A 23,320-nucleotide genomic window follows, 5' to 3' on the forward strand; every position below is an offset into this window, starting at 1 on the left:
ACCCAACCCCCCGATAAATTGGGGGGCTTTTGTTGAGATCCCCCCAACCCCCCGATAAATTGGGGGCTTTTGTTTTGACTTTTAACTTTTGACTTTTGACTTGTTTGATCGGGGGGCTTTTGTTTTGGCGTAGGGAATTATGAAGTTGCGATCGGTAAACGTACCCGAAAACAGGTGTCTCCAGGCTTTGACGTAAAATTGATGTCGCCGTGATGCTTGCCCACAATAATCCGATACGTGACATCCAAACCCAAACCCGTGCCTTGTCCTACACCTTTAGTGGTAAAAAATGGCTCGAAAATACGGGGTTGAATATTGGCAGGAATGCCCGATCCGTTGTCGGCGATCTCGACTACTATATGGTCGTGTTCTTGCCAAGTCCGCAGCCAAATCTTACCCTGTCCTTGCATGGCATCGATCGCATTATCAATGAGGTTCGTCCACACTTGATTCAATGCCCCACCATAACCGACAATTCGCGGCAAGTTGCGATCGTAGTTGCGGATTACAGTCACGCCACCTTTGAGTTTGTGACTTAAAATTGTCACAGTGCTTTCTAGCCCTTGATGTACGTCTACGTCTTGTAGAGGGGCGCGATCCATGTAAGAGTAATCTTTAATTGCCTGTACTAACTGAGAAATGCGATCGGCACAGCGATCGATCTCTTCAATTGCCCCAACACCTGTAAGGGATGCAGCTAACCAAGCGATCGCCCCAGATAGGGCATCGGTAGGTATTTTCTGGGCGATGCTTTCTAGCCAAGTTGAATCTAACCCAGTTCCAACTAAAATGGGGGCGAGTTGCCAACTATTTTCTACATGATAGGTTGTCAGCCACTCAGCTATTTCATCCTCGCGATCGCTTTGTGTCAGTGGATCGAGAGTAGATATATTTTGCGCCCGTTGCACTGCCTCGCACTGCATATCAATCAAAAAGCCGAGTTGTTCGTTTGTCATCTGCTGCTTCAGCTTTAAAGTGAAGCAGGGTATATCTTGCCAAAGTTCGTGTAAGTGTTTGACACTGCGTCTGACGGCGGCGGCGGGATTATTCATTTCATGGGCGAGTCCAGCGGCTAACGTTCCTAAAGCAGCTAATTTTTCTCGTTGCTGTGCTATTGTTTGTACCGTTTGCATTCGCTGTGCCATCGTGCTGAGAATGGAGGCAGTAACGCAGGAACAAGTAGATAGTAAGCGCCAAAATGCGTCTTTCGGTAATTCAAAAATACGCGATCGCTTAATCGCAATTCCACTCGCCCAATAGGTATCTTGTCCCATTAATACGGGTAATTCGCCAAATAGGGTTTGTGTGTCGTAGGTAGCTAAAACGAGTTGCTGGTTCCCGACTTGCTGGGTAATCCGAATTTCTCCTTCTAGTAGGATAAATACGCAATCGGCTGGATCTCCTTCTTGACGGTGAACTTCTCCTGGTTCTCGCCATACTTCTTGTCCGCGATCGCACAACCACTGCAATTCTGTTTCTGGTAATTTGACAAATAACGGTACTTGACGGAGTGCGTCTTTGATATTGAGTTGCTGGCGAGGAGGGTTTTGAGTATTAGTCATGGTAAGTCAAAAATTAAAAGTCAAAAGTCAAAATAGAATTTTTTAGCAATTTTGAACGCGGACGAATGCAGATAAATATTGAGTTTTTATCGTAGATTTAATTTAGAGTGGTGGTTGTAGAGGTATTTCGGCAAGATGAGGAATAAATTGTTCGGCTATAGACTTGGCGATCGCATCTGGTCTTTCAATATTTTCTAAGTTACACAGCAAAATAACTGTAACTTTGTCATCAATATAGCGCGTTATATTGGTAGCAAATCCTTTGATTGAGCCATTGTGACCGACAACTAGTTTATCTGAGTAGTTGGGTATATGCCATCCTAGCCCATTGGTAAAACCGTACTTTTCGCGCTCGTTTCCTAACTTAGATTCATGCGATCGCCACATCTGCTGTAAGGTAGATCTTTTGAGAATTTTTTCACTACAAAGTGCAGCTTCCCATTTCACCATATCTGTCACAGATGACACCCAACCGCCAGCAGAATAAGTATTTGATGGACTATAGTATTCTTTATTCTGGAGCGTGTTATTTTCTAAACAATAGCCAGCAACCCGATCTTTGATAATTTTTGCTGGATCGTTCATTACTGTTGCAGTCATTTCTAGTGGGGTAAAGATTAATTCTTTCAGCAAGACTTCATAAGGTTTACCACTGACTTTTTCCAACATAAAACCGAGTAAGTAGTAACCTGTATTGTCATAAGACCAATATTCTCCTGGTGAAAATATCAATGGTAGTTCAGATACTAAAGCAAGAATTTCCTGTCTAGAAATATCGAGGCGAGTTTTTTGCCAATACTCAGCAACAGATGTGTAACTGGGAATACCAGATTGATGACAGAGAATATGTTTTAAAGTTACTGGCTGCCATGCTAAGGGGGGATTATCTAAATAGTCGGCGATACTGTCATCCAGACTAATTTTATTTTGTTCTACTAACATCATCGTGGCAGTAGCAGTAAAAGTTTTGCCAATTGATGCTAGCTCATAAACAGAAGTTTCCGTTGCTGGTACAGACAATTCCACGTTAGCTAATCCATAGCCTTTCACTAGCAAGGGAATACCATCTTTTACTACTGTAATTGATAAACCTGGAATAGAATGATTTATTCTCAAAGCCTCAATATAATCGTCAATCATTCTGAGATCGTAGTTTGGTTTAATAAGAATATCGAACTACTTACTTGCTGTTAGTTTAGCCATAAATTGCATTACCGTTTGGTTAAAAGGTTCTGGAAATTCCAGCCAATAATTATGACTCCCTTGCTCCAATACAACTAATTCTGAATTAGGAATATGTGTCGCTAACTCTTCAGAAAATTTTAAAGAAATGAAAATTTCGTCTTTACCGATAAGTACCAAAGTAGGAACTAAAATTCGATCGATCTTATCTCGTGTATCGTGTTGTAAAAGAGCAGCAACTTGTCCAGCAAAACCATAATTCTGTTGAGGGTGAGGATTATTTAACCCTAAATTTACTGCTGCTGTAACTCTTGCTTCGTCTTCAAAAAATTCATCTGTAAAAACCCATAAACAAATTTCTTGCAATCGCGTTTCTGTAGAAACCTGTTCCTCAAGCATTTTTAACCATAATTTAGTCAAATATTTAGCTCTAGCTGGAAACTTAGCACCTGTCGTTACCAAAATCAGGCTCTTAACTAGTTCTGGATATTTTAAAGCAATTTGCTGAGCAATCATTCCACCCATTGAAAAACCTAAAACATGGGCATTTTTAATATTTAAAACTCTCAACAATCCTACCGTATCGTCAGCCATCATTTCAGTAGTATAAGGTAAGTCAGGAGAATCAGATTGTCCTACACCGCGATTATCAAAAACAATAACTTTATACCTTTGAGAAAATACAGAAACCTGATTTACCCAGGCACTACTATCCAAACTCAAGCCTTGAATTAAAACTAAAGGTTCTCCATCTCCATGTACCTCATAGTACATATTAATATTGCCAACCTTAATAGAAGGCATTTTTTTCTCCTTCTCACTCTTAATTCTTCCTTAAATAGCAAAATACCTTCCCATCTTTGCGCCTTTGCGTCTTTGCGCGACATTTTAATTCAAATTTATCGGCAGCCTAACTTGAAACTTTGTCTCTCCTGGCTTTGTTTCAAATCGAATATCACCCTTATGCTGTCCGACAATAATTCTACGAACAATATCTAAACCTAAACCCGTTCCTTTACCAACTTCTTTTGTAGTAAAAAACTGCTCGAAAATCCGCGATTGAATTTCTGGTTTAATTCCGATCCCATTATCAACAATTTCTACCAAAACGCGATCGCCTTCTTGACTAGTCCTAATCCAAATCTGCCCTTTACCACCCGTAGCATCGATCGCATTATCAATTAAATTCGTCCAAACTTGATTTAATTGACTCCCATAAGCACTAATCTTAGGTAAACTGCCATACTCTTTATGTACTGATACACCTTGTTTCAATTTGTATTTGAGAATCGTTAACGTGGTGTTAATTCCCTCATGGATATCCACCTCTTGTATGGGGGCGCGATCCATAAAAGAATATTCTTTCATCGCTTTAACTAATTCACCAATTCGTCCCGAACTTTGTAGCAATTCATGTAATAATCCGCTTCCCGTGACTGTTGCTTCCAACCAGCGCAGTACGCTACTCAAACATTCAGGTGTAATATGAGCTGTAATTTCATCTAATTTTTCTGTGGTAATTCCAGCGTTAACTAGTGTAGGGGCAAGTTTCCAACTTTCTTTGACATTGCGACCGTCTAACCAATCAGTTATCTCATCTTCAGCTTCACTTTGAGCAATTGGATCGCGACGAGAACAAGTTTTTGCAGTTGCGATCGCTTGTTTATATAATTCGCCCAAAAAATCGATTTGTGCCTTATCTAAAGGTTGCTGGTGCATCTGCAATGCTAAAGCGGGTAATTGCTGTAAAATTTCATCTAAATTCTGGACATTTCTTTTCACCGCCGCCGCCGGATTATTTAATTCATGTGCTAATCCAGCCGATAAAGTACCAAGAGAAATTAATTTTGCTTGTTGCTGGGTGACAGATTCGTGGAGTTGCGATCGCTGCGTGGCAATTTTTAAAATACTACGCCATACTTGAGGGCAGATTTCCAACATCTGCCAAAAAGCTTCTGGATTGAGTTTATAAAGTGTAACGGGAGTCAAGGCACGTCCGCTAGTAGGATAGGGTTCGTCTAGCAGTAAAATTAATTCTGCAAATACTTCCCCAGAACCTAAATTGACGGCATGTGCTGCTTGTCCGTCTACAGTTCGCGTCCATTCTGTAACTCCTTCTAAAATGATATAAAATCCATCTGGCGGATCTCCTTGTTTGGCAATTTGCGTACCCGCATCGAGTTGAATTTCCGTACCGAGTTGATTTAAACACTGCAATTGCTTCTCATCTAAATGAGCAAAAATTGGTACTTGTTGTAGGGATAATTTAGTAGCTGTCATTTCAATTGGTAATTGGTAATTGGTAATTGGTAATTGATGGCTGAGACGCTACGATAAACGTGCTGCTGCTTCCCGTAATCGCTGATTACAGTTAGCGATAATAGGGCTACCGTGGGCAACGGAAATAACTTGTAAGTCGTGTATACTATCAGCTAATGTTTCTAACCATTGACGATAAGCATGGCGATCGCGTAGAAAAAATTGCCTGCCTAAAAAAGTCATACCAAAAAATCCATTTGCCCCAATAGCACTTGCTCCCAACCATTGAAATGTAAACTGTCCTTTGGGTGAGTTTTGTTGTAAATATAACTTATTTAAATTAAATAAAATATCTGTAAATATTAATGCTTTTCCTGTAGGTAATGGTAATTCATAAACGAGTTCCTGCGGACGAATACCAGCAGGTTCGTGACAGATAATGTCATATTTTGGTAATACTTCTTCTGCAATTCCATCTACAGCTACGACTTCTTCAACATATGGTTTTGCAGCGGCGGGACAAACAATTGTAAGTTGTGGATATCGCTGTTTGTATACGCCAGCATCTAGCCTATGAATGCGGTTGGGTACTATTAAAATTTTAGGTACGCCTAAAGACTCAAGCTGTGACATTCCCACTTCGTTGAGTGCGATCGCGCTGTGAATTAGTAAACTAGAGTCTGGCAATTTATAAACCACCATTTCACGTGGAACCATAGTAGAACTTGGTAAAATACCAGTAACGTGCCATAGATTCGGCGCTAGTTCTGCAATTGCACTATGAGGTAAAACATGAGATTGCCACTCATCTTTAGAAGAAGTGCTTTTACGAGGTTTAATTAGAGAGAAGAAAGCATAGAATAGCTCAGAATCTCCTTTTTCTTCTTGTTTCATCCACTTATTACCAAAGTCTTTGCATTGGATCGGCATCGAAAGCAGAATCGATACTTAATATTGGTAATTGCTCTACAATTACTTGTGAGATTAACAGGCGATCGAACGGATAGCGATGGTGAAGACGTAAGGATGCAACTACAGCTTACCCAAGGCTAGCTACACTCAACAAAATATCATTATTTGCATCATTAACGATCTCCAAAACTGAGGTGGTTAGTTGTCCTTCATTTGCCACGTATCAAATAAATGTATGAGTAACTAGCAAGAACCTCATGACATGTAATCCTTAAAATCTTCTAGAGGTTCATCAAAATCATCGGATATTATTACTAAGCCTTTAGCGCTTTCTGGCTGACGGCGACGTTGAGTTGCCAATAGCGGCGTGAGTTGAATTAGTAGCTGTTCGTCTTTTGTAATAATGACTTCTTCCCCACGCATTGCAGCTTCAATTAATTCTGATAATTGTTGAGATACTTCAACAAGATTGACTTGTCGCATAGCTACAACCTCTCTATTTCTACTTTTTTGGTCATCGATCATTAGTCATTTGTTACTTACAAATGTAATTTTGACTTTTGACTTTTAACCTTTGAATTTTGACTTCCCTATTACCCATTACCACCTACAACACATTACTCAAATACCGATGGATGAATTGGACGCAAATCGATCCCTCACCAACGCTAGAAGCCACGCGCTTAATGGAACCGTGACGTACATCGCCCACAGCAAAAATCCCAGGTACGTTAGTTTCTAATAAAAAAGGTTCTCGATCTAACGTCCATCCTTTTGGGCGGTGTCCGTTCTGGCTGAGATCTGTTCCAGTCAAAACAAAACCGCGATCGTCGCGTGCGACAATTCCATCTAGCCATTCTGTTCTGGGAACAGCCCCAATGAAGATAAATAGGGAATTAGCCGGAACGACTTCAGTTTCACCTGTTTGAGTATTTTGAATGGCGATCGCCTCTAAATTTGTCTCTCCTTTTACCTCCACCACCTGAGAATGCACCTTAACTGTAATATTTGGTGTCTCGGCAATTTGGTCGATTAGGTATTGCGACATGCTACTAGCAAGAGACTCGCCCCGCACTAACATCGTGACGTGGTGGGCATAGCGAGAAAAATACATCGCCCCCTGTCCGGCAGAGTTTGCACCACCAACGATGTAGACTTCTTCCCCTTGACAAGCTAGGGCTTCGGTTTGCGCTGCACCATAGTACACACCCGCCCCAGTCAATCGATCCATTCCTGGGACGTTCAACCGTCGCCACGAAACGCCCAACGCCAAAATTAAAGCATGACAGCTAATTTCGCTGCCATCGGCGAGAGTTATAATTCGATAGGGATCTTCTATGCGAATTCCCTGCACTTCTTGGGGATTGAGGATCTCTACACCAAAACGCCTAGCCTGGGTGACTGCCCTTCTCGCTAAATCGCCACCACTCAAACCCACAGGAAATCCCAAATAATTCTCAATCCGCGAACTCGTTCCCGCCTGTCCGCCTGGGGCTTCCCGTTCAATGAGTACCGTGTGCAACCCTTCCGAAGCACCATAAACCGCAGCCGCTAAACCTCCTGGTCCTCCTCCTACAATCGCCAGATCGTAAAATGGTTTTCCAGCTTGAGTCTGTAGCCCAATTTTGGCTGCAACCTCCAAAGGCGAAGGTTTGAGTAAACTAGAACCATCGGAAAATAGCACCAGCGGCAAATTTAATTTATCGCAGTCGGCGTATTTAACTAAATCCTGCGCTTCCTCTGACAATTCAATATCCAACCATTGATAAGGTAATTGGTTGCGGGCGAGAAAATCTTTAATCTCGTGAGAATGGGGCGACCAGCGATTGCCAATTACGCGAATCCCATCAAAAGGCGGACGGAATTGCGATAACCAATCATCGAGGAGATCGTCCAATACTGGATATAACCTTTCCTCTGGCGGGTCCCAAGGCTTCATCAAGTAATAATCGATCCGCGTAGTATTGATAGCGCGGATTGCTGCATCCGTATCTGCATACGCCGTAAGTAAAGCCTTTTTCGTCTCTGGAAACATCTGTAACGCCTGTTCCAGAAACTCTACCCCAGACATTTGAGGCATTCTTTGGTCTACTAAAAACAATGCTACAGGCTCGTTTCGCAGTTTAAGCTGTTGCAGCGCTTCTAAAGCAACTGCCCCAGATTCCGCCCGCAAAACGCGAAAGCGATCGCCATATTCACGTCGCAAGTCCCGTGCCACCGCTTGCAAAACTTCTGGATCGTCGTCAACTGTTAAAATGACAGGCTTAGTTGTCATGATTGGTAATTGGTAGTTGGTGAGTGGCTGGTAGCTAGTGGCTAGTGGAACCAGAATCTTTCTAGTCACCAGCCACTAGCCACTAATAACTGATAACCGTTAACTGATAACTGTCAACAGCCATTGCTTAGCTGCTTGCACGTCTTCTCCACTTAAGGCGTGTCCGCCAGGATGCCAAGTGAGGGTTACATCAGCACCAGCAGTCTGCAATATTTTGACTAATCGTTCTGTTTCCTCTGGACTGACGATAGAATCGTTACGTCCGGCTGCAATAAATATGGGGATACCAGTAAGACTGGGTAATTGAGACGGTTCGAGGGGAACCATCGGACGGAATAATACTGCTGCACTCAAAGTATAGGGACGGAGTAACAACATACTGACAGCAATATTTGCTCCATTGGAATAGCCTACAGCAACAACTCGATCTGGTTCAAATCCGTAGCTGTCAGCAGCAGTGGCAACAAAGTTAGCAAGTTCGTGGGTGCGGAATTTTAAGTCTTCTAGATCGAATATCCCTTCAGCTAAGCGCCGGAAAAATCGCGGCATTCCATTTTCCAAAACTTGACCGCGTGGGCTGAGTATTCCTGCATCTGGGATTAATTCTTCCCCCAGCCAAAGTAAATCGGTTTCATCGCCTCCTGTTCCATGTAGCAGTAGTAAGGTGTAAGGTATATTTGGCTCAGCAGCAGGGATAAAACGGTGAGTAAATCCGAGTTGAGTTTGAGGGCGATGGTTGCTGCTACGAATGGGAGAAGTACCAGTTTGCGGTAAATATAGTGATGGCAAAATTGCTTCGATTCGCTGCCGCTTCTTTTCCAGCCAAGGAGGTAGCATCAGGTGAGTTCCCAGTTCTGCTGGTGCTTCATCAACGGTAAAACCTGGGGCATCTGTAGCTAATTCAAAAATAATTCCCCCTGGTTCTTGAAAGTAAACTGAGTGGAAATATTGACGATCCAAGATTGGGGTAACGTTAAATCCTAATTTGGCGATCGCGCTTCTCCAAGCTTCCTGTTCCTCATCGTTACGAGTCCGCCACGCTATATGATGGACTGTCCCCACCGCTACCGCACCTTTCCAAAAATCTGGCGCACACCTGACATCGACAATTTTTCCCGATCCTCCTACCCCAATTTGGTAGCGAAATATATTCCCTTCTTGTTGTTGAAAATTCCACCCCATCGTTTCTGTCAGCAACTTTGCCGTCAGTTCGTAGCCATCCTCACATAGCATGATTGTATGAATTCCACGGATTGCGTGTTCTGCGGGAATACCGTTAGTAGACCAAGGCGATGAAGCTTGAGGATTGGCTGTGGCTACTAGTTCTAATATCAATCCATCTGGGTCTTTAAAACTCAAGACAGACTCACCAAACCTTTCTTCGGGACTTTCGTAGCGGATGCCATATTTAATACAGCGTTCGATCCAATAACCCAACGATGCTTGGGGAATGGCAAAGGATACAATTGTCGCTTGTCCCGTTCCTTGACGACCCTTGGGCGCATCAGACCAGACGAAAAACGTCATAATCGTACCAGGTCGTCCTAATTCATCGCCGTAATAGAAATGGTATGTTTCAGGATCGTCGAAATTGACAGTAACTTTGACTAGACGCAGACCCAAAAAACCAGCGTAGAAGTTGAGATTTTTCTGTGGGTCTGAGGCGATCGCAGTCACATGGTGAATTCCCAGGATTTCTTGGCTCATGTCGTTTCCCTGCTTGCTGTGAGGACACTATGACCAACCCGTACACTGTGTTTCTGAGTTTTCTATATAGTTTTCAAACTCTTAAGAGTACCTATTTAGTTATTTCCGCCACTAAAATCGAACAGCGCAGACTCATGCAAATTACTTAATTTATACCTTGTTTTTCGTCTAAATTGTCTGCCTAATATATTTTGCTGTATCTACCATAAAATAATCAAAAAGTAAAGTCTTTATGAGAGAGGCAATTGAATTATGGTAAGTTTCAATCGAATTGATGTTGCAGCTAGCGAACATATGGGAGCAGTCCAAGTACCAGTCAAGCTTACAAATGCTGTTGATGAAATCTTAGTCAATCGAGGATTACTTAATCCAAATCAGTTGCGCGTGTGTGAAACTGAAGCACTAGTAGACACTGGTGCAGTTCGTACAGTCGTATCTCAAGCTATAGTACAAGAACTGGGCTTAAAAGTTCGCGCTCAGCAGCTTGCTAAATATGCTGATGGTAGAGAGGAAATGGTGGGACTTACTGAACCTGTAATTATCGAAATCATGGGACGGGAGACAACCGAGGCAGTGTTAGTAACTGGGGATGAAGTCTTAATTGGTCAAACTGTATTAGAAACATTAGATTTACTCGTAGATTGTAAAAATCAGCGTTTAATTCCCAATCCCGCTCATCCCGACCAACCTGTTTTTCGGATCTAATCAGTTATCAGTTATCTGTCAGCTGTCAACCAATTACCAATTACCATTCTCATGAACCAATATATAGTTATCTTTGACGGCAATTGCAATCTCTGTACCACTCTCGTTCAATTATTAGAAAAACTAGACCAAGGACAAAAATTTCGCTATATATCCATGCAAGATGAAACTGCTTTGCAACAGTTAGGAATTACATCTCAAGATTGCGAACTCGGGATGATTTTAATTGATGCTAATACTCCCAATCGTCGTTGGCAAGGTACAGCCGCCGCTGAAGAAATTGGCAGACTATTACCGATGGGTGAAATATTTGTCAATGCTTACCGTTCTCTACCTGGCTTAAAATGGATGGGCGATCGCACTTACGAACAAATCCGCGATAACCGCTACACTCTATTTGGCAAACGCGACACGACATATAAAACTGTGTACGCCGCCGATTGTGGCTGCGCTTCTGGGGGAGTCGGGAAAGAGAATTGAGGGAGCAAGACAAGTCACAAGTCAAATTTAACTGGTCACTTGGTTGCTGATAACTACTCCCTGCTCACTGCTCCCTGCTCCCTTGACCATTAAACACTTCCATAATCTTGCGGCAAATCTGCTTTAACTTGTCGCTGGATTCTGTTTTGGGTTTTGTTTCGCCTTCACAACGCCATTCCTCAACCGTAGAAAATTGCCACTGTTTGCCACGATGATCGAATCCAGCAGCCTCCACGCCGATGCAACGCCGGACATCGCTGATGGGATCTTGATAAAACCGAATTTGGATTAGGATACTGCGACTCTGAAACGATTTACTCCAACCAGGAAAATGAAAGCCAATATCAACCGAGTCAGGATCGACTAACTCTAGTGTTTCTGGATCGTTCGTCCAAGGTTTGAGATCGGCTCTAATTTCAGGAAACTCTGCTTTGAGTAAATTCACCACCGTAGCAATCTTACTTGTAAACTCCAGATTAATCGCTTGCTCGGCTGCATTCACGCGAAACACTCCTGTAGATTGAAATATAGATGAGAGAAGTGAGGGCAGCAAGATTTCTAGAAAGCTCGCTGCTATTGGTAACTAATTTTAACAATTCCCTGAGTGCTTACTTGCGTGACTTGTGATACAAAAATTGTCATTAGTCATTAGTCATTTGTTATTTGTGATTCACAAATGACTAGCGATCGCCATAACGTTTCGAGCGTGTGGGGTTGCTATAAGGATCGATCTAGTTGAAGACCAACATTTCTAGCGCGGATTTGCGATGAAAAGGTTGATTTTCTATCTTTTGAAGATTGTATTTTTCGACTATGGAACTATCATTCGTTTGACTGTAAAGCGCTAACGTCGCAAATGACTAGTGACTAATGACCAATGACCAAAAATTATAAAACCCGTAGGTAATTTAAGCTACCTACAGGTTTATGTTTAACGATAATTACTTAAGTATAGTATTAGAGCTAGAGATATTCGGTTTGCTGTCAAGTAAACCCTTGCTTGTTTACTCTATATTAACTGTAGAACTTACTCTATCTTACTGTCATCAAGAAATGATGAAGATGCACCACTATACTATAAAGAAATGATGTTTTCTACTCGGTCAAGGCTAGAAGAGTCGAGAGTCGGGTGGAATGCGCTGCCGAAAGCGCTTCGTTTTGCCATCTTCGCCATTATTGGTTTTTTGCTAATCTTGATGCTGACGCTGCTAGGAGTGTTCAACAGAGAGCCAATGATGCCTGCACCACCTCAGTTACTGACAGAGCCATTTTTACAACTACCAACAGCCAACTCTGTACAAGTAGTGTGGTTTACAGAATTTGCAGGTAGTCAGCACGCAGTTACTTATGGTGCAGGACTGAAACAAACTGCGATCGCCTCTACAGTTAAACTCAGCCGCACGCGAGAAGATCGAGAGTCCCATGTCGGCGCACAAGCTGAAACCGGACAATACCAAAACATCAAACTGCGAGATATCTGGCGACACGAAGCAGAAGTGAAGGGGTTAAGTGCTGGGGTGCGCGTCCCCTATCGCGTGTCTAGCGTGCGTGAAGATGGCACGACATTCAGTAGCGGTGAATATACCCTTGCTTCCCTGCCTGAATCTGGAACGCCACTCAAAATTTTACTCACCTCGGATCATCAACTCAAACCGATGACAGCAGCAAACTTGCAAAAAGTAGTAGAGACGGTAGGGAGAGTAGACGGAGTTTTCTTTGCTGGAGATTTAATTAATATTCCCGATCGCGCTTCCGAATGGTTTGACGATAATCGTGGTGGCGCGTTTTTTCCCTGCTTGCAAGGAAGGGCAAAATACGAGATTGCTAAAACAGTGTATCGCGGTGGGGCGATCGCTCAATATGCGCCAATATTTCCCGCGATCGGCAATCATGAGGTAATGGGTAGATATGGTAGTGGCGATAGTTTAGGGGAAGAATTCGAGAATTCTATCCCGCGTGCGATCGCCAAAAAACTTTATCCCGGACAAACAGAAACTCAAACAGAACAATGGTTGAAGGATCGTTCCTTTAATACGAATACATACGAAGAAATTTTCACGCTTCCCGAAACGAGTCCAGGCGGAAAGACATACTACGCCATTACCTTTGGTGATGTGCGGTTGGTAGTGCTGTACGTAACAAATATGTGGCGATCTTACAATCTCACGCCAGATGTAAGAGGAAAGTACCAAGAACGCCAACAAGATTTAGATCGCCCTGAAAAGTGGGGCTATGGACAAGTCATTTTTGGTGAAATTGCTCAGGGTAGTCCGCAATATAACTGGTTGGAAGCGGAACTCAAAAGCCAAGAGTTCCAACAAGCGAAATACAAGATTGTCATGTTCCACCATCCGCCCCATTCTTTAGGAGATAATATCGTTCCTGCTTATACCGATCCAGTACAAATTCGCGATCGCGCTACAGATGGTAGCCTCGAAGCAGTGCGATACGAATATCCTAGAGCAGCAGATTACATCATTCGCGATGTCGTACCTTTATTAGAGACGGCTGGGGTGCAATTAGTTTTTTACGGGCATTCTCATCTCTGGAATCGTTTTATTAGTGATAATGGCACGCACTTTTTAGAAACATCGAATGTTGGCAACACTTACGGTGCGGCAGTGGGAAATAAAAGGCGAAAAGTCCCACCTGGCAATAATAAGGATTATGTTGCGCTAGGCAATCCAAATGGATTAGAACCTATAGTACCAACCATTGCCCCTTTACGAGGTGAAGACGATAAGCCACAGCCTTATATTGCCAGCAACGATATTACAGTTTTTAGTATTTTCAATACGGCAACAGGTACGATTAGTAGCTATCGATTTGACACGCGATCCCCGGGTTCAGATGTAGTTAAGTTTGATGAATTTGCTTTGTAGAGACGTTTCATGAAACATCTCTACATATATAGCGATTCTCGTTATGATGCGATACATTCGTAGGGGCGCACAGCTGTGCGCCCCTACAGATCTTGTATTTCATCGAATTGAAAAAGGCTATATAAAAAATTAAGGATACAAACCGCGATCGCTGAGTGCTTGAGCAACGCGACCGACACCCAACATATATGCAGCCCCACGCAAGGATATCTCCCGCTGTCTAGATTTTTGAGACACTTGCTGATATGCTTGCACCATCAAATGTTCTAGTTCTCGGTTGACGCGCTCTTCATCCCAAAATACATAAGACAGCCCCTGCACCCATTCCAAATAACTCACTACAACTCCGCCAGCATTCGCCAGAATATCGGGTAATACTGTTATCCCTCGTGCTTCTAAGATGCGGTCTGCTTCAAGGGTTGTCGGTCCATTCGCTGCTTCTGCTACAATCGCGGCTTGAATTTGGTTAGCATTATCCTCAGTAATTTGATTTTCTAATGCAGCAGGAATCAGCACGTCGCAGGGTAAAGTTAACAGCTGAGCATTACTAATTGGCATGGCGTTGGGGAAACCCTTCAAACTGCGGTGATTTTGAGCCGCAAAACTCTTAAGTGCGGGAACATCTAAACCATTTTCGGCGTACACTCCCCCAGCACCAGTAGACACAGCAATGACTTTTGCTCCTGCTTGATGGAGTAACAAAGCCGCCGCACCGCCAACATTCCCAAAACCTTGAATCGCAATTCGCGATCCCGCCAAAGACTTACCCCGTTCGGCAAGTGCTTCTCGCACGGCAATCATCGTACCCCGTCCCGTTGCCATTTCTCGACCCCGCGATCCACCCACCGAAATCGGCTTTCCGGTCACGATTCCCGGTACGGCGTGACCGACGTTGACAGAATACGTATCCATCATCCACGCCATTTCCCGTGCGGAAGTCCCCATGTCTGGGGCGGGAATATCTACAGATGGTCCAATATCCTTGATCAGTTCGCTCGTATAACGTCTGGTAATGCGTTCTAGTTCTCCCACACTATAGCGACTAGGATCGATCGCAATTCCGCCTTTTGCCCCACCGTAGGGAATACCCAGCAAAGCGCATTTCCATGTCATCAACATTGCCAATGCTGAAACTTCTCGCAGGGTTACAGCCGGATGGTAACGAGTTCCACCTTTATAAGGTCCTAAAATATCACAATGCTGTACGCGATGCCCCGCTAACACTCGCACTTCGCCGCTATCGAGTTTAACTGGAATTGATACGGTGATAACTTTGCGCGGGTGACTCAGCATCACGAGTAGGTTTTGGTCTAACCTTAATTCTTTTGCTGCCTGTTCTAGATAACTACAAGCTTGGTCGTAGGGGCAAATATGAGCCGGAGAGGGAGTTTCTAGCGGCAGTGGGGATGTAGAAACCATATTTTTTCCTCTATTTGATTGCGATCGCCCGATTGCGATCGGATTATCTCTCGATCTCTAGCCTATCCTTCCACGATCGAAACACACTAAATTTCTGTAAAATTCGTTACATTTTTATCAGGGAGCAGGGAGCAGGGAGCAGGGAGCAGCGGAGATTTAAACAATTTCCGACTTACGACTTACCAGCAGCCATTTTTGCCGTATTTGCATCTAAAAAATGCTGCGATCGCATGATGTCGTAAAGATTTGTCTCTGATTCGAGCAAGCAGGCGTGTCCGCTGTAGGGTAGGACAACTAAACGGGAATTTGGCAAGATGCCCAGCAATCGTTCGGCTTCTGCAATTGAAGGTAAAAGACGATCTTGAGCGCTGGCAATTAGTAGTACTGGTTGTGTTAGTTGTCGTAACTGTGTTTTGTCTACATCGAAGTTCTTGATTAAAGCAATTCGCCAGAGAACTGTTTCTGGGGGTACTGAACGAATGACTTTAAGCATTTCGCGACGATCGCTTTTAGTTACTCTCCCCAAGGAGGCAAGAAACGGTAACAATCCCACTGCCCCAAATTGGTAGAAACAAGACGGCACTAAATTTGCAAATTGCGAACCCCACGCTAAGAAAGGACGAAGTTGTACGGAAGAAGCAGGATTGACCAAAATAATGCGGCTAAATAACTCTGGTGCTTTGACTGCTACTTTCATTGCTAGACAGCCACCGAATGACTCGCCGCACAAGTAAACTTCTCTTTGAGGATTTTTAGCAAGTTCTTTGTGAATCAGTTGAATCACTTGTGCGCTCAACACATCCCAACTTGTCATATCATCTGGTGGAATCATCAAACAACGCACGTCAAAAGCAACTTCTAAACCTTCAGTTTGCGATCGCAATAACTGCCCCGTTCCATCCATACCTGGTAAAAATACGAATAGCGGATACTCCGGCTGAAGTTTTTTCGGACTGAGGAAGCAGGGACGATTGGAGACTATTGGTGTTGTTGTAGAAAATCGGGAATCGGTAGGGGCGCACTGCTGCGCGCCCGTACTAGGAAGTCGGGAGTCGGAGAATTTTGAATTTTGAATTTTGAATTTTGAATTTTGAATTTTGAATTGCTCCTCTGCTCCTTTATCATTCATAACTAGTAACATCCTTGACGTAACAGCGTCTCGATTTCTGTCTCGCAGCGCTCGGTCAATTCTGAGACAACAGCTTTTGCTTGTTTGCCCTGATATTGTTTCACCTGCTGAGGCGTAATCCACAAGGGATGACCGACGAGAAGGGCAACGCGGCGATAAATAACTAAAGGATGCCAGCCAGCGCGATCGAATAAAGGTTCTGAGGGGTCAAATACACTCAGCAGCCGTAGCGGTACGGCGGAGGTGTTAACTTCTTCTAAAGAGGCGATCGCCACTGGTAAAACTGCCAAGTCCTTGACTGGTTTATGAATCTCTCCACCCGCAGCTGCCCGAATCGCTAAGTGAGCAAATCCGCGCTGAAACTTTTGCATCTGGTAAGGTTGACTAAATTGCACCATTGGCTTTGTCCCTTCGGGAAAGACTCCCACGGCTTGCCGACGTTGCAATAATTCAATTGCTTGATTAAAAAAGCTTTGTTGGCGATATTGGGGAGTTTCCAAAGGAAAACACCCTAATTGACCCGTGACAATCTCGCGCATGACTGGTACTTGTCCCATGTAATGATGGCAAGCAAAGCGGATTGGACGTTCCACTGCCTTCATCAATAGCGGTGCATCCATAAAGCTACGATGATTGCTCACGATCAAAACGGCACTATCGCGAGGAATACGGTCTTCGTAATAGAGAAACTGTTTGGTTCCCATCGAAGCCAGAAACCAATCAGAAATTTGCAGGGGGCTGTTTCCACTCATGCACTACTTTGTATAGTTCTTTTATGAGATCGGCAGCCGGCGATCGCTCGAACGAGTTGCTGCTGTACTTAATCTATTTTTACATTTCTTTGCGAACCTGATCGCATATCTTTGGGAATAGGAGTGAGGAGCGAGGAGCGAGGAGTGAGGGGACAAGGGGGACAAGGGAGAGAAGAGAGAGTCGCCCAGCGATCGGGAGCTGAGGAAGTTGAGGGGACAAGGGAGACAAGGAGGACAAGGGAGAGAAGAGAGAGTCGCCCAGCGATCGGGAGCTGAGGAAGTTGAGGGGACAAGGGAGACAAGGGGGACAAGGGAGCAATTACCCATTACCCATTACCCATTACCAACTACCAATTCCCTACACCACTCTCCACTTATACAGTTTCTATCAGAAATTGAGCTAATTTTATAGAGTTTAATTATTCGATCGCGATCGCAAGAGTCATAACTCAAGTAATTATGTAGTTGCATTAAAAGTAATGAAAATATATAACTACCAAGGCTGATATATGATAGAGGGAGTTTTTAAATCCTCTGCTTAAGATTCATGAATTTTGCCGATCGCAGCAAAGACACATTCGCTGTTACAACGCCACTATATTACGTCAACGACTTACCTCATATCGGCAGTGCTTATCCAACGATGGCAGCAGATGCGCTAGCTCGGTTTGAGCGATTGTTGGGCAAGTCCGTACTCATGATTACAGGCACGGACGAACACGGGCAGAAAATTCAACGAGCAGCAGAAAGTCACGGGCGATCGCCTCAAGAGTATTGCGATCGAATTTCATCTAGTTTTGTCTCTTTATGGGAGCTGTTGAACATACAATACGACCGCTTTAGTCGGACGACAGCAACTCAACATGAAGCTATAGTCAAAGAATTTTTTGGACGAGTTTGGGATGCTGGAGATATTTACTCCGATCGCCAGCAAGGATGGTATTGCGTTTCCTGTGAAGAATTTAAAGAGGAACGAGAATTATTAGAGGGGAATTACTGCCCGCTGCACCCAAATAAACAAGTAGAGTGGCGAGACGAACAAAATTACTTTTTTCGCTTGTCGCGCTACCAAGAACAACTAGAAGCACATTATCAAAAATATCCCGATTTTATCCAGCCAGTCAGCCGTCGCAACGAAGTGCTGAACTTTGTCAGTCAAGGCTTACAGGATTTTTCGATTTCGCGGGTGAATGTAGATTGGGGTTTTCCCGTTCCCGTCGCGCCAGAACAGACGCTCTATGTCTGGTTTGATGCATTGTTAGGATACGTGACGGCGCTGCTCGATCCTGACAGCGAAGCAACTTTGGAAAATGCTTTAGCTCAATGGTGGCCCATTAACATACACATTATCGGTAAAGATATTCTCCGCTTCCATGCTGTCTATTGGCCCGCGATGTTGATGTCTGCTGGTTTGCCGTTACCAGGGCGAGTTTTCGGACACGGCTTTTTAACCAAAGACGGGCAGAAAATGGGAAAAACGATGGGAAATACAATCGATCCCGTAGCTTTGGTTAAGCAATATGGTTCCGATGCCGTGCGCTATTACTTCCTCAAGACGATCGAGTTTGGTAAAGATGGAGACTTTAGCGAAACTCGATTCATCAATACAGTCAACGCAGATTTAGCAGATAACTTAGGTAACTTGTTAAATCGCACCCTGAGCATGGTGCGCAAGTACTGCGCTGGCAAAGTACCGAGTGTAGGAGAAGTAGCTGCCGAGCATCCTCTGAAGGCGATCGCTACCTCTTTAGGACAGGAGGTGAAACAATACTACGAAGTCCTAGCATTCGACCGCGCTTGTGAAGCGATTCTCGATCTCGTCAGAGCAAGTAATAAATTCATCGATGAGAAAGCCCCGTGGAGTCTCTACAAACAAAAGCGACAGACAGAAGTGGAGGAAGTATTGTATGCTGTGTTGGAATCAGTGAGATTAGCAGCCTATTTACTAGCCCCAATTATCCCACATACTTGCACCGAAATTTATCAACAGTTAGGATTTGCGATTGATTTTAATCACAAAGCTCAAACTTTCATTACCACTCCATTCAGCAGTCACTCAAATTGGGGGATACTGAGCGATATGCAACAATTGGGGGAGCCTAGACCAGTTTTTCAACGCATAGAATTAGCCCAAAAGGTTTAACTAATAAGTAAAGCTTACAGGGTCGATAGCTATTACTAAAGATTTGAGCCATCGACCCTGTTCTTTTATAGAGTCTAGTGTTAGCAGGGGCGTTTGCTAGAATCAAGACAATAAAAACTTTCAAAAATAACAATTTTTCTTTTTTTAATAAAAGCTTGAGGTATAACAATCATGTTGAGCAATAGAGATTTTGAAAATAGTTCGATCTTTACGCCAGAACAAGTTTTAGAAAATCGAGGTAAGGTAGCAATCTTTATTGATGGGTCAAATTTATTTTATGCAGCGTTACAGTTGGGAATTGAAATCGATTACACCAAGCTTTTATGTCGGCTAACGGCAGGATCGCGATTGTTGCGCTCGTTTTTCTATACAGGCGTAGACCGTACCAATGATAAACAGCAAGGGTTTCTATTATGGATGCGGCGCAATGGCTACCGCGTGATTGCTAAAGATCTAGTTCAGCTACCAGATGGTTCTAAAAAAGCTAACTTAGATGTCGAGATCGCCGTTGATATGATGGCTTTAGTTGGTGCATATGATACAGCAGTATTGGTCAGCGGTGATGGAGATTTGGCTTATGCCGTAAACGCTGTCAGCTATCGTGGGGCGCGAGTTGAGGTTGTCAGCTTGCGATCGATGACCAGTGATAGTTTGATCAATGTTAGCGATCGCTATATCGATTTAGAAACAATCAAAGAAGATATTCAAAAAACCCCACGTTCCGGTTATACCTATCGTCCTCTCTCCAGCCTGGATCTTGTCGAGCAACCATCCCCCGATGGTTTAGATACGATCGAAACTTCAGATACTTAACTAGGGAGTAGGGAGCAGAGGAGCAATTCATAATTAATTCCGAATTCCGAATTCCGAATTCCGAATTCCGAATTCTCCCAACTCCCGACTTCCTCTTTTTTTGTCAAGATGGAGGCATGAAAAATAATATCTTTCAGCAATTTTTTATGTTTTCTCGCTGCATGGCAGCACCATTAGTAGGTGTAGTACTTGTAACGTTACTATTTGGCTGCGAGCAGCGAACTCAGACAGCAGAAACAGTTGCTCAAGCTCCTTCCTCGCCTCCTCAGCAAGTGCAGCGCGACTTAACTTTTAATGATGTGATCTTGGAGCAGTCAGATAAGCAGGGAAAATTGTTTTGGAAAGTTAAATCGAAGCAAGCAACGTATAGTAAAGATCGTAAAACCGCTCAAGTAGAAAACCCTGTTGGTCAACTGTTTCAAGACGGCAAACCCGTATACGATATTACGGCAAAAACAGGAGAGATTCAGCAGGATGGAGCAAAGTTATTGCTTAAGGGTGAAATTGTTGCTAAAGCTCCTGCATACAATTTGGTATTGCGCGGCAATGAGCTAGAGTGGCAACCAAACCAAGATTTATTAATCGTGCGCGATCGCCTGACGGGAGAACATCCCCAAATGCAAACGGTTGCCCAAGAAGCTAGAGTCAGAAGTCGAGCGGGGATCGTTGAGTTTTTGGATGGAGTTCAGGCAACCGCAAAAGAATCAAACGTGCAAATGCAGACGGATCGGCTAACTTGGCAGTTTCGCGCCCAAAAGTTAATTGGCGATCGCCCGATAAAATTCGATCGCTACCAAAATCATAAAATTACCGACCGAGGGACGGCAGGTCGTGGCGAGTACGATCTGAAAACAAACATTGCTACCTTGGCGCAAAATGCTCAAATTTCTTTACAAGAGCCACCGCTACAAGTGAATGGCAATTCGCTCAAGTGGAACGTTGAAACGAAAACCGTGATTGCAGACCAACCCGTGCGCGTCGTGCAGCGCCAGCAGCAAGTCACTGTGAGTGGCGATCGCGGCAGGCTAGAAACGGAAAAACAAGTTGCCTACATGAATGGCAATGTCAAAGGTGTAGGGCAGAAGCAGCAGACTGTTACATCTGACGCGCTTACTTGGTACATTGAAACTCAGCAAATGGAAGCAACAGGTAATGTCGTTTATCAACAATTTCAGCCGCCAGCGACTCTGAAAGGACAAAAAGCTGTAGGCAAGTTGGACGCACAAAATTTTGTCGTTAGCGGGGGTAGGGTTTCGACACAATTCGTACCGCAACCGTAACAAAGGAATTATAGAGGCGCATGGCTGTGCGTCCCTACAGAGGAAACAAAAAAAGTCCGCTCCCAGCGGACTTCAAAATACATAGCTTATGTGGATAAATCCGAACTAATTTGGAATCCCCTTGCCAAGACAAGGGGATATAGCATTAGAAGCGGAATGTCGTTCTCAGCGTACCTACATAAACCGTGTCGTTGTTGTCGTTATGCTCTGGATTAAAGATGACAATGACACCAGGAGTCACATCAATGTTATCGGTGAGCGGAAAGCGATAGAGACCTTCTAAGTGATATGAAGTATCTTGGTCGCGGCGACCGCCAAAATCATTTTTAGCTGTTCTTGGTGGCTGACCGAAGACCAGACCAAGTACGCTACCTTCTTTACCGACATCTTGTAAAGCCAGGGTTGCTGCCCAGTTCCAAATATCAGCAGTTTGTGAAGGGCTGTCTTCATTCAGCGCTACCGTATAACCGCCCCAACCGCCAAGAGTGAAGCCACCCAACTTAAAGCTAGCTTGTACGGCGTACTGGTTGGTGGATGTTGACGCACCGCTGAAGGGGTTGTTAGAAAAGACACTGCCAGTTGCGCCAGAAACGCTAATACCGTTAGTCGCCGTAATATCGCTTACGGTGGAGTTGTCGTAGGTGTGAACGTAGGTCGCACCGATCGCAATGTTATCACTAGGACGGAAGGCAATCTGTCCCAGAGCGGCATAATCACCGTTAAACAAACCAAAAGAATTGTTTGGGTCGCTAGCATTCCGAGCTAGATAACTTGCAGAAGCGCTAATCACACCTTTAGGATTGACGTTAACTGTTAAACCAGCACCTTCGCCCGCCCGGTAGATCGGGTTGAAACGTCCGAAGCGAGAAATTGCACCGCGACCGCTGCTTTCAAATAGGGGATTGAAGACATAAACGTTGTCGTTAAACTCACCGTTAGCGAAATCAACTTTAACGTCAAGAACTTCACCGAGAGAAAACTTGTACCACAAGTCATCAATATCCACATCATTATCATTGCTACCATCGAACCCTAAACGGGTCATATTAGTTCCCGTGAGACCAGTGCCAAATGGTTCGACGTTACGAGCTTGAATGCGGGTTCTCAACTCGTCTTTTCCGGTGAAGCTGGTGTTGAAAGTCAGACGAGCGCGGTCTGCCAAAACAGTGTTGACATCGTTGTCATCACCTGTAGGTTCGCCAGTTCCAGATGCAGCCACCTCGTTACCACCGAATACGTCAGAAACGGCAACAATCACTTCCCCACTCAGTTTGGTTGTGGTAGAGAACTGATTTGCTTCTAGTTCTGCCGTCCGTGCTTCTAGAGCATCAACGCGACCGCGCAGGGTAGCTAGTTCCGCCGAAAATTCTTCCTGCAACCGCTGTAACGTTGCCAGGTCTTCTTTGTTGACCATATCGGCAGAAGCGGTTGCAATCAGTTCGTTCACGCGGTCTAAACAAGCGTTTAAACCTGCGGCAAACTCATAACGGGTCAAGGCGCGGTTGCCACGATATGTTCCATCGGGATAACCAGCAATACAACCGTAGCGCTCGACTAAAGACTGCAACGCTTGAAAAGCCCAGTCGGTAGGCTGTACGTCAGACAGCTGAGAAACGGACGTGACTTGGGCTAGAGTTTCTGGAGCTTTCTCTTCAGATAACTGGGTAACAGATGTTTGCTGTACTTCTTCCAAAGGTAGGGGTTCAGCAGCTTGAGTCCGAGTTGCTACAAACAGGGTTGCTGTTAGTAAAAGGGGACTTAGTTTGAGAGTATTCCAAATAAGTTTCGACATATATCTTCTCACTCACACCAATGCATAG

At 44.1% G+C, this 23,320-nt stretch carries 20 protein-coding genes; 7 read left to right on the plus strand and 13 right to left on the minus strand.

Annotated features, from left to right (window positions below; all coding sequences use genetic code 11):
• Positions 1 to 137: 137 nt before the first annotated feature.
• The 8 genes from C7Y66_RS18435 to C7Y66_RS18475 form a co-directional block, all read right to left on the minus strand.
• A complete protein-coding gene (locus C7Y66_RS18435) occupies positions 138 to 1,562 on the minus strand; it encodes an ATP-binding protein (protein ID WP_106546706.1) in 1,425 nt (474 codons plus the stop codon).
• Between the two features lie 102 nt (positions 1,563 to 1,664).
• Complete coding sequence (locus C7Y66_RS18440) at positions 1,665 to 2,702, minus strand: serine hydrolase (protein ID WP_106546707.1); 1,038 nt, start codon at positions 2,700 to 2,702, stop codon at positions 1,665 to 1,667.
• 36 nt (positions 2,703 to 2,738) lie between these two features.
• Entirely contained in the window at positions 2,739 to 3,548 is an 810-nt protein-coding gene (locus C7Y66_RS18445; RefSeq protein WP_106546708.1) for an alpha/beta fold hydrolase, read from the minus strand.
• Positions 3,549 to 3,632: 84 nt separating this feature from the next.
• On the minus strand, positions 3,633 to 5,024 hold the full coding sequence (locus C7Y66_RS18450) for an ATP-binding protein (protein WP_106546709.1): 1,392 nt from the start codon (positions 5,022 to 5,024) through the stop codon (positions 3,633 to 3,635).
• Positions 5,025 to 5,072: 48 nt separating this feature from the next.
• Positions 5,073 to 5,897, minus strand: coding sequence for a hypothetical protein (locus tag C7Y66_RS18455; protein WP_106546710.1), 825 nt, complete (start codon positions 5,895 to 5,897; stop codon positions 5,073 to 5,075).
• Between the two features lie 273 nt (positions 5,898 to 6,170).
• A complete protein-coding gene (locus C7Y66_RS18465) occupies positions 6,171 to 6,398 on the minus strand; it encodes a type II toxin-antitoxin system Phd/YefM family antitoxin (protein WP_106546720.1) in 228 nt (75 codons plus the stop codon).
• A gap of 124 nt (positions 6,399 to 6,522) precedes the next feature.
• Positions 6,523 to 8,190, minus strand: a complete 1,668-nt coding sequence (locus C7Y66_RS18470; RefSeq protein WP_106546711.1) for an FAD-dependent oxidoreductase — start codon at positions 8,188 to 8,190, stop codon at positions 6,523 to 6,525.
• A 99-nt stretch (positions 8,191 to 8,289) separates the two neighbouring features.
• Positions 8,290 to 9,897 carry a VOC family protein gene (locus C7Y66_RS18475; protein WP_106217255.1) on the minus strand — a complete coding sequence of 536 codons (1,608 nt, stop codon included), beginning with the start codon at positions 9,895 to 9,897 and terminating at the stop codon, positions 8,290 to 8,292.
• A 252-nt stretch (positions 9,898 to 10,149) separates the two neighbouring features.
• Here C7Y66_RS18475 and C7Y66_RS18480 point away from each other — a divergent pair, with 252 nt between their 5' ends.
• Together C7Y66_RS18480 and C7Y66_RS18485 are read left to right on the plus strand one after the other, a co-directional pair.
• Positions 10,150 to 10,602: a clan AA aspartic protease gene (locus C7Y66_RS18480; RefSeq protein WP_106546712.1), complete on the plus strand. Its 453-nt coding sequence runs from the start codon at positions 10,150 to 10,152 to the stop codon at positions 10,600 to 10,602.
• A 51-nt stretch (positions 10,603 to 10,653) separates the two neighbouring features.
• Positions 10,654 to 11,082, plus strand: a complete 429-nt coding sequence (locus C7Y66_RS18485) for a thiol-disulfide oxidoreductase DCC family protein (RefSeq protein ID WP_106166813.1) — start codon at positions 10,654 to 10,656, stop codon at positions 11,080 to 11,082.
• Between the two features lie 64 nt (positions 11,083 to 11,146).
• Here C7Y66_RS18485 and C7Y66_RS18490 read toward each other — a convergent pair whose 3' ends face one another.
• Positions 11,147 to 11,584 carry a hypothetical protein gene (locus tag C7Y66_RS18490; RefSeq protein WP_106546721.1) on the minus strand — a complete coding sequence of 146 codons (438 nt, stop codon included), beginning with the start codon at positions 11,582 to 11,584 and terminating at the stop codon, positions 11,147 to 11,149.
• Between the two features lie 583 nt (positions 11,585 to 12,167).
• Between C7Y66_RS18490 and C7Y66_RS18495 the strand changes: the two genes are divergently transcribed.
• Positions 12,168 to 13,964: a metallophosphoesterase gene (locus tag C7Y66_RS18495; RefSeq protein ID WP_106546713.1), complete on the plus strand. Its 1,797-nt coding sequence runs from the start codon at positions 12,168 to 12,170 to the stop codon at positions 13,962 to 13,964.
• Positions 13,965 to 14,093: 129 nt separating this feature from the next.
• Here C7Y66_RS18495 and C7Y66_RS18500 read toward each other — a convergent pair whose 3' ends face one another.
• The 3 genes from C7Y66_RS18500 to C7Y66_RS18510 all read right to left on the minus strand — a co-directional run bounded on the left by C7Y66_RS18500 (position 14,094) and on the right by C7Y66_RS18510 (position 17,264).
• On the minus strand, positions 14,094 to 15,383 hold the full coding sequence (locus tag C7Y66_RS18500) for a Glu/Leu/Phe/Val dehydrogenase (protein ID WP_015153517.1): 1,290 nt from the start codon (positions 15,381 to 15,383) through the stop codon (positions 14,094 to 14,096).
• Between the two features lie 172 nt (positions 15,384 to 15,555).
• Entirely contained in the window at positions 15,556 to 16,512 is a 957-nt protein-coding gene (locus tag C7Y66_RS18505; RefSeq protein WP_199197511.1) for an alpha/beta fold hydrolase, read from the minus strand.
• A 2-nt stretch (positions 16,513 to 16,514) separates the two neighbouring features.
• Positions 16,515 to 17,264: a 1-acyl-sn-glycerol-3-phosphate acyltransferase gene (locus C7Y66_RS18510; RefSeq protein ID WP_106546714.1), complete on the minus strand. Its 750-nt coding sequence runs from the start codon at positions 17,262 to 17,264 to the stop codon at positions 16,515 to 16,517.
• Positions 17,265 to 17,472: 208 nt separating this feature from the next.
• On the opposite strand from C7Y66_RS18510, the gene C7Y66_RS31205 reads away from it, so the two are divergent.
• The 4 genes from C7Y66_RS31205 (at position 17,473) to lptC (ending at position 21,500) form a co-directional block, all read left to right on the plus strand.
• Positions 17,473 to 17,676, plus strand: a complete 204-nt coding sequence (locus C7Y66_RS31205; protein WP_158265955.1) for a hypothetical protein — start codon at positions 17,473 to 17,475, stop codon at positions 17,674 to 17,676.
• A 135-nt stretch (positions 17,677 to 17,811) separates the two neighbouring features.
• Entirely contained in the window at positions 17,812 to 19,407 is a 1,596-nt protein-coding gene (gene metG, locus C7Y66_RS18515) for a methionine--tRNA ligase (protein WP_106546715.1), read from the plus strand.
• A gap of 171 nt (positions 19,408 to 19,578) precedes the next feature.
• On the plus strand, positions 19,579 to 20,220 hold the full coding sequence (locus C7Y66_RS18520; protein ID WP_015153513.1) for an NYN domain-containing protein: 642 nt from the start codon (positions 19,579 to 19,581) through the stop codon (positions 20,218 to 20,220).
• Between the two features lie 116 nt (positions 20,221 to 20,336).
• Entirely contained in the window at positions 20,337 to 21,500 is a 1,164-nt protein-coding gene (lptC, locus tag C7Y66_RS18525) for an LPS export ABC transporter periplasmic protein LptC (protein WP_233222744.1), read from the plus strand.
• Between the two features lie 145 nt (positions 21,501 to 21,645).
• On the opposite strand, the gene C7Y66_RS18530 is transcribed toward lptC, so the two are convergent.
• On the minus strand, positions 21,646 to 23,292 hold the full coding sequence (locus C7Y66_RS18530; RefSeq protein ID WP_106546716.1) for an iron uptake porin: 1,647 nt from the start codon (positions 23,290 to 23,292) through the stop codon (positions 21,646 to 21,648).
• Positions 23,293 to 23,320: the final 28 nt, after the last annotated feature.

Source organism: Chroococcidiopsis sp. CCALA 051, assembly GCF_003015105.1.
In the GTDB taxonomy this organism is placed as follows: domain Bacteria; phylum Cyanobacteriota; class Cyanobacteriia; order Cyanobacteriales; family Chroococcidiopsidaceae; genus Chroococcidiopsis; species Chroococcidiopsis thermalis.